This window comes from Psychrobacter sp. DAB_AL32B (genome assembly GCF_002224105.1).
GTDB lineage: Bacteria > Pseudomonadota > Gammaproteobacteria > Pseudomonadales > Moraxellaceae > Psychrobacter.
Window position 1 is genome coordinate 186,006 of record NZ_NEXU01000017.1, and the last position, 7,221, is coordinate 193,226.

A 7,221-nucleotide genomic window follows, 5' to 3' on the forward strand; every position below is an offset into this window, starting at 1 on the left:
ATAAAAAGACCTCAGTTTTTTTGGAATGAGTCTTTTTGGAATGAGCGTTGTTGCAGCGCCTTTACTTCTGCATCTAATCCGGCAATCGGACCTTCAACAGGGACATCAGGCGCAACTTCTTGAATAGACAAAGTATTGATCGGTGACGAGGATTTAACACCCATCTCCTTCATCCACTCGCCCAACTGTTTTGAGGAACTAACATAAACAATGCGACCAAGCCCTGCCCACGCATGAGCCGCTGAGCACATAGCGCAATGCTCACCGGAAGTATAAACCACTGCTTGCGCACGCGCATCGGCAGTCATATTTTTTGCCGCCCATTGAGCGACGGCAATCTCAGGGTGATACGTTGCATCAACCGTATTGGCACGGTTACGATCTTCGCGTAATGCATGACCCTCGCCATCGACCAGTACGCTACCAAATGGCTCATCACCTGCCTCTAAAGCTTCGGTGGCAAGCTCAACGCAGCGACGCAGATGTTGCATATCATTGTCAGTTATCATCACAATCTCCTTTTATCACCTTATGGTAAATCACAGTTCCTATTGCACTTTATATTACACCACATTGCGGCGCATTATCTTGCGTCGCACCATCTTGCATTGCATCGAAGCATTTATGATGCATTTCATTTACGATGGATTATTTTGATTCATGATATCAATCACTGGTGGCATCGGTTTTGGCAGCTTACCTTCTGCTTGTAGCTCTTTAGTGGTTTTGGCATCGATAGCAAGTCCAGCGATCAGCGCAATATCTTTGACCGGCTTACGTTGACGAGTGGCAAAACTTACTGGAACCATACGCGCAAACTCATAAATATAAAGATAAGACTCTTCGCCGCCTTCAAAATCTTCATCATCTTCTAGACGAATTCCACCAATTTTGGCCAAATCCGATAACATCTCATTCTCTTCGCTACTTAGACCGCAATCAGTAATACCAAAGCCTGTCATAAAACCATTAGCCCACTGTTTCAGAGCCATCACGCGCTCGTATAAGTCATGTTCATCGTCAGGTACAAGCGGCGTATAAGAATAAGCATCTTCTTTGTCTTTTAACTGAAACACTGTATCTTCTGCTTCTTCAGTCAGCAAGGTCAATGCTTCGTCAGGTAGTGGCGCAAAACTCAACTCCTCAAATACTTTTGCCCATACCTGCTCGTCAGGCGCATTGCAGGCGGTCATCAGCCCTGTCATTAGACCATGTACCTCACTGATAGACACATCAGTCCAGTCGTCAAACGCCTTTAGCCACGTATTCCAGCCAGAGATATTGTCATTCATAATAGATGCCCTAATAGTTGGTTGTTAATGATTGCTTATAAAATAAAAATAAACGCAGCACGATGTCATCGACAAGGCTGCGGCTAATAAAAATAAAGAGATTAAGCCCAATGCTGGTAATTACTTTGTTGGTATAGATATTATGCGGTCACCTATGGCATTATTAAACGCAGACAACAAAATTCATTTACGCTTACTTGTTAAGGATAAAAACTGACTATGTATGACCAACTTAGAATATTAGAAAAAATGATACTCGACATCAAAAAACAGTATCAGCTTGTCAGTGCTGAACTTAGCAGCCTCAAGCAACAACCCCTTACCGATCCACAAGAACTTACCGCCTTAAAAACCAAACTCGATAGCAGCTATACAGAACGCGATGGTACCAAAAAACAATTAAACGATCTCGATAAGCGCTACCAAAACCTAGCAGAAGCACACCACATGATTGGTGAAGAGCAAGATAAGCTACAAAAGCAGATTAGCCAATTGCAACAACAAAATAGTGAGCTGCAGCAACATAATAATGAATTAAAACAGCAAAACAGTGATATTAAACAACAAAATAGTGATTTGAAAAAGAAAAACGAATTGGCAGCTGAGCGTACGCAGGTAGTATTACAGCGCTTAACCCGTATCGATCAAGCAGAAGGTTAGTGATAGCTTAAATCAACAGCAATTCAGCATCGTTTTTTGCCTATAAAGCTAGCACGATATTCACTGTCATATCTTATATGACCCACTTTACTGACCAGACATTGTAGGATTTATCATGACCGATAACCAGTCCAAATCTATAGAAAAACAGCCGCAAGAGAGCCAAGTAAAAAGTAACCAAGCACAAACGACTGAGCTTAAATCACAAAATGTCGTTTCAAATAATTCAAACACACAAGGTGACGCTGCCAAACCTGCGGCTAAAGTCACTAGCGCCCCTGAACCACAAGTCAAAAAAGTGGATATTGCAATTGCCGGTGTAACCTATCCGATTTATTGTCCAGTACATGAAGAAGAAGAATTGCGTGCCGCGGTTTTTTATATCAATGATTACGTGCTAAATCTCAGAAGAAATGCCCCGAGTCTTAGCCAAGAAAGCTTACTAGTACTATGCTGCTTAAATTTACATGAGAAAATTCAGACTAATAAAAGAAATGAAGAAGACCGTTTACAGCAAAACAAGCAATCTGAAGCATTGCTGAATAAAGTTATAAAAGACGCCCATTCTATCTTATAGGTCAATACTGCTATTAAGTTGATCCCAATATATTAAACAGGAAAGCGCTTAGCTTTAATAAACTAAGCGCTTTTTTAGCTACGAGCAGTAAAATAATTATTTATACATCTGAGTTATAAACCCTTCCCGCATGAAAATCTGCTTGGTGCTCATAGTTGCAAAAGAATAGCGCCTTGTTATCTTCAACGTTGCTATTATTGCTAATGCTCTCACTATCTACAGCCAAGCTTGGATTGCTCTCAAGCACACCGCGATATTCAGCTAAGCTATTGCCACAAAAATCGCACTGACGCAGTGTGATCACATCGCCTTTTTTTGGCATCATGCTTTTGGGCGCACGTGGGTACATAAACTTATAAAACCCCCACATTACCATCCAGATAATGATGATTACAATGATAACGGCTAACACGGCAGTGCTCCTTCAAATATGGCTGAATACATTATAAACTCAACGCTTCAGAATAATCACATAAAAAACTGGCCACATTGAGCCAGTTTTCATTTTAAAAAAATAAATTATTTAGCAATTATGCTGACAATATTATAACTGCAGCTCACTAATATCCGCCACCGTCAAAAATAAAGCACGTACTTGTTTAAGCAACGCTAAGCGATTGGCTTTGAGTGCCGCGTCTTCACTATTCACCATCACATCGGCAAAAAACTGCGTCAATGGCGCATCTAAGCTGACCAAGGTTTGCAAGATTTTCGTATAGTTGGCAGTTTCAAGTAACGGCGTGACATTCGACTGCGCTTGTTGCACAGCCTCATATAGCGCTTTTTCGGCGTCCTCGGTTAATAGCAACGCGTCAACCTGATCGGCGACTACTCCTTCAGATTTAGCTAAAATATTGGCAACACGTTTGTTAGAATCAGCTAACATTGAAGCTTGTGGCAGCTCGCTAAACGCTTGTACTGCACGAATACGCTGATCAAAATCAAGCGGCATGTGTGGATTAATGGCTTGTACTGCTTGAATGGTATCAACGCTGACACCCTGCTCGGTATACATCGCCCGATAGCGAGAGTTTAAAAATGCCAATACTTGGGTAAAGGTATCGCCCATCTTAGTAATCTTGCTACCGTCAGCAGTACTATAGTTTTTAATAGCTTGCTCAACTAAGGCAACCAAGTTAATTGGCAATTGCTTTTCAATTAAAATACGTAGAATGCCAATCGCTGAACGACGTAAGCTAAAGGGATCTTTTGAACCAGTAGGCGCTTGGTCAATAGCAAAAATACCCACTAGCGTATCTAAGCGATCTGCCAACGCTAGACAGATACCAATCGGCGTTTTCGGTAATACATCACCGCTAAATTTGGGCAAATATTGTTCTTCTAAACTTGCTGCTACCGCTTCAGGCTCATTATTTAGACGGGCATAATAGGTACCCGCGATACCTTGAAGCTCTGGATACTCACCGACCAATGAACTTGCCAAATCCGCCTTAGATAATATCGCTGCACGTACTGTCTCATCGATATCAATCTGCTGTCCTTGCTGCTGCATTAACGCAGCGATAAAAGCAGCAAGCTTAGCAATACGCTCAGATTTTTCCCAAATAGTACCCAGCTTATCTTGGAATACACGAGTTTTGAGGCTTTCTGTTAGCGCAAATAATGGCTGTTTTTGATCTTGTAAGAAGAAAAACTCAGCATCAGCCAAACGCGGACGTACAACCTTCTCATTACCTTCAATAATTTGATTGGGGTCTTTAGATTCAATATTGGTAATAAAAATAAAGTAAGGCTGTAGCGTACCGGCTTTATCCGTCAAGCAAAAATACTTTTGATCCGCTTGCATGGTAGAGATAAGCGCTTCTTGTGGTACTTGTAAAAAGCGCGGCTCAAAGCTTGCACGTAGCGCAATTGGAAAATCAACCAAGGCAGTGACTTCATCTAGCAAACTTTGTGGCACAATCGCGTCTGAATTAACCTCATCTGCCAATGCTTTGACTTGGTTTTTAATCAGCATTTGACGCTTATCAAAATCCACCACCACTTTTAAGCCATCAAGAAGTTGCTCATAATCATTGGCGTGAGCGATAGTATAGTAATCAGGGCTATGGAAACGATGCCCACGCGTTTGATTACCGGTCTGATGTCCTTGGATAGTAGCATCAATGACAGCATCATCTTGCATCAAGACTGCCCACTGTACCGGACGGACGAACTCATTGCGGCTGGCGCCCGAACGCATACGCTTAGCGATTGGTAGGTTATCAAGTGCGGTTTGAAAGATTGCAGGAAGCAGCTCAATAGTCGCCTGCCCCTCAATGGTTTGCACATAACCGACGTAGTCGCCTTTATCGGTATTGATAGTCGTCAGCTCGCTGGCTTCAATGCCCAAGCCTTTAGCAAAGCCCATCGCAGCGCGGGTCGGATTACCATCCGCATCAAACGCTGCTTTAATCGCAGGCCCTCGTTTTTCCTCAGTACGGTCAGGCTGCTTATCAGCAATACCTTGAATCTGAATCGCCAAACGACGCGGTGCCGCAAAAGCTTTGATACTATCAAAGGTAATGTTAGCTGCAGCTGATTGTATAATGAAGCTTTGCTGTAATGAATCGCGTAAAATTTTTAAGCTTTTTGGAGGTAGCTCTTCACACCCCAATTCAAATAAAATAGTACTCATGGGATGCTCCTATTTATGGTTATTAGTAGATTGGTTGTGGTCTGTACTTTCAGTTGCAACGTCTTCTTTTGGCAAATACTTATCAAGCGCCGCTTGGCGATGTGCCTCGTCCGCCAGTGGGAAGCCTAGCTTGGCGCGTGCTTCGACATAACCAATGGCCACTTTACGAGCCAGCGTACGTACGCGTAGGATAAAGCGCTGACGTTCGGTCACTGAAATCGCACCGCGGGCATCAAGTAAGTTAAAGGCATGTGAGGCTTTTAGCACCATCTCATAGGCTGGTAGTGGTAAACCTTCAGCAACTAACTTATCCGCTTGCTGCTCATAAAAGTCAAACATCTGTCCCATCATTGGTACATCGGCATGTTCAAAGTTATAGGTAGACTGTTCAACTTCGTTTTGATGAAAGACATCGCCATAAGTAACACGTCCAAACTCACCATCTGCCCAAACCAAATCATAAACGCTATCGACACCTTGCACATACATGGCTAGGCGCTCAAGACCATAAGTAATCTCGCCCGTGACTGGATAACACTCAAGACCGCCCACTTGCTGGAAGTAAGTAAACTGAGTCACTTCCATACCGTTTAGCCAAATCTCCCAACCCAGACCCCATGCACCAAGCGTTGGTGACTCCCAGTTGTCTTCAACGAAGCGCACATCATGCACCAATGGATCGATACCTATGGCTTCAAGTGAGCCTAAATATAGCTCTTGGATATTGGGTGGATTAGGTTTGAGTACTACTTGAAACTGATAGTAATGTTGCAAGCGGTTTGGGTTATCGCCATAACGACCGTCCGTTGGGCGACGTGACGGCTGCACGTAAGCGGCATTCCAGCGCTCAGGACCTAATGAGCGCAGAAACGTCGCGGTATGAAAAGTACCCGCGCCAACTTCCATATCATAAGGCTGCAAGATAACGCAGCCCTTGTCGGCCCAATAATTCTGCAAAGTCATGATTAAATCTTGAAACGTCATCGGTTGAGGATCTTTGTCTTGTATCATCGGGGTTGTCGCTTGGGATGTCATAGTTTCGGGTATCATAGTTTGAAGTGTCATAGCAAAACCACTGTGAATTAGTATTAATAAATAAATCTTTGATAGCACTCGTATAGCCTATTTGGCAACGATGCTATTTGCCTGCTCACCTTACTAAAAATTGACTATTTTATCTATATTTACATGAACTAAATTTATCTCGTGGACAGAAATATTCACTAATAAGGCTTATTGACAAGCAAACTGATGCAATAAAAGCCATTAAAGCAATAGATAAAAAAATACCCAAATGCGCGAGCATTTGGGCAGGAGGAAAAGTATGTCTTGGTATCCTGATTAGTCAGGCTTTTTGTTTTTTGGGGAACGGCTATTTCTTATTAAAAATTTTTACATTAAATCTGTTTTGCTAAGAATTTTTTATCAAAGCTATTACTAATTACGAAATCACTGATAAGACTGACTGTTTGCTTTCGGCATAATGATCCATAAGATAATGTAGATTAAAATACCCGGTACTGCTGCACTTAAGGTTGAGACAATGAAGAATAGCAACCTGACCCACGTTGGTGACCAACCGACATATTCTGCAATGCCACCCATCACGCCAGCTATCATTTTATTATTCTGTGACCGATGTAATTTTGCTAATTTAGCCAAATCAAATACCTCTCTTACAATTATTTATTTTATTTCTATTTTTAACGTTAATATTTTTTTACCATTAATGCTTTTGACAGACTTTAAAGATTTTTTATCTTCTTAACTTATGAATAAGTATAGCAATCATTTATATTATATCTGTTGAGTATATAGACGTGCTTTGTGAGTTTATGCTACTTAAGCTTACTCTAACCTGTCCTTAACACCCGTAAATCCCTGATTTTAAATAGTTATTTCAAATTGTTTCAAGATTAACTTTGTTTCTCGCATCTTGCGCTTTCTTTACTCTAATTTTGCCAGTCTAGGGTTTATTTAAGTTGATAAGAAGTTAGCAGATAACGTAGCCGAATCATAAAAATGAGAAAAAACCTAAATTAATGCCAAGATAA

Annotated in this window: 8 protein-coding genes; 2 read left to right on the top strand and 6 right to left on the bottom strand. The window is 41.6% G+C overall.

Annotation, left to right across the window (positions count from 1 at the left end; genetic code table 11):
- Positions 1–11: 11 nt before the first annotated feature.
- The gene (locus CAN34_RS02385) at positions 12–509 is read right to left on the bottom strand and encodes a nucleoside deaminase (RefSeq protein WP_089554272.1); all 498 of its coding nucleotides are present in this window, start codon (positions 507–509) and stop codon (positions 12–14) included.
- 129 nt (positions 510–638) lie between these two features.
- The gene (locus CAN34_RS02390; RefSeq protein WP_089554273.1) at positions 639–1,292 is read right to left on the bottom strand and encodes a UPF0149 family protein; all 654 of its coding nucleotides are present in this window, start codon (positions 1,290–1,292) and stop codon (positions 639–641) included.
- A gap of 219 nt (positions 1,293–1,511) precedes the next feature.
- Between CAN34_RS02390 and CAN34_RS02395 the strand changes: the two genes are divergently transcribed.
- Positions 1,512–1,952, top strand: coding sequence for a hypothetical protein (locus CAN34_RS02395; RefSeq protein ID WP_079692550.1), 441 nt, complete (start codon positions 1,512–1,514; stop codon positions 1,950–1,952).
- Between the two features lie 115 nt (positions 1,953–2,067).
- Positions 2,068–2,529, top strand: a complete 462-nt coding sequence (locus CAN34_RS02400; RefSeq protein ID WP_089554274.1) for a cell division protein ZapA — start codon at positions 2,068–2,070, stop codon at positions 2,527–2,529.
- Between the two features lie 100 nt (positions 2,530–2,629).
- Here CAN34_RS02400 and CAN34_RS02405 read toward each other — a convergent pair whose 3' ends face one another.
- The 4 genes from CAN34_RS02405 to CAN34_RS02420 all read right to left on the bottom strand — a co-directional run bounded on the left by CAN34_RS02405 (position 2,630) and on the right by CAN34_RS02420 (position 6,829).
- Positions 2,630–2,941: a hypothetical protein gene (locus CAN34_RS02405; protein WP_368039464.1), complete on the bottom strand. Its 312-nt coding sequence runs from the start codon at positions 2,939–2,941 to the stop codon at positions 2,630–2,632.
- Between the two features lie 132 nt (positions 2,942–3,073).
- Positions 3,074–5,167 carry a glycine--tRNA ligase subunit beta gene (glyS, locus tag CAN34_RS02410; RefSeq protein WP_089554275.1) on the bottom strand — a complete coding sequence of 698 codons (2,094 nt, stop codon included), beginning with the start codon at positions 5,165–5,167 and terminating at the stop codon, positions 3,074–3,076.
- A 9-nt stretch (positions 5,168–5,176) separates the two neighbouring features.
- On the bottom strand, positions 5,177–6,151 hold the full coding sequence (gene glyQ / locus CAN34_RS02415; RefSeq protein WP_089554284.1) for a glycine--tRNA ligase subunit alpha: 975 nt from the start codon (positions 6,149–6,151) through the stop codon (positions 5,177–5,179).
- A 465-nt stretch (positions 6,152–6,616) separates the two neighbouring features.
- Positions 6,617–6,829, bottom strand: a complete 213-nt coding sequence (locus tag CAN34_RS02420) for a PspC domain-containing protein (RefSeq protein ID WP_079692554.1) — start codon at positions 6,827–6,829, stop codon at positions 6,617–6,619.
- Positions 6,830–7,221 lie beyond the last annotated feature (392 nt).

Excerpts from the sequence above, each read along its gene's own strand:
- CAN34_RS02385 (WP_089554272.1), bottom strand. The coding sequence starts at position 509 with ATGATAACTGACAATGATATGCAACATCTGCGTCGCTGCGTTGAGCTT.
- CAN34_RS02390 (WP_089554273.1), bottom strand. The coding sequence starts at position 1,292 with ATGAATGACAATATCTCTGGCTGGAATACGTGGCTAAAGGCGTTTGAC.
- CAN34_RS02395 (WP_079692550.1), top strand. The coding sequence starts at position 1,512 with ATGTATGACCAACTTAGAATATTAGAAAAAATGATACTCGACATCAAA.
- CAN34_RS02400 (WP_089554274.1), top strand. The coding sequence starts at position 2,068 with ATGACCGATAACCAGTCCAAATCTATAGAAAAACAGCCGCAAGAGAGC.
- glyS (WP_089554275.1), bottom strand. The coding sequence starts at position 5,167 with ATGAGTACTATTTTATTTGAATTGGGGTGTGAAGAGCTACCTCCAAAA.
- glyQ (WP_089554284.1), bottom strand. The coding sequence starts at position 6,151 with ATGACGTTTCAAGATTTAATCATGACTTTGCAGAATTATTGGGCCGAC.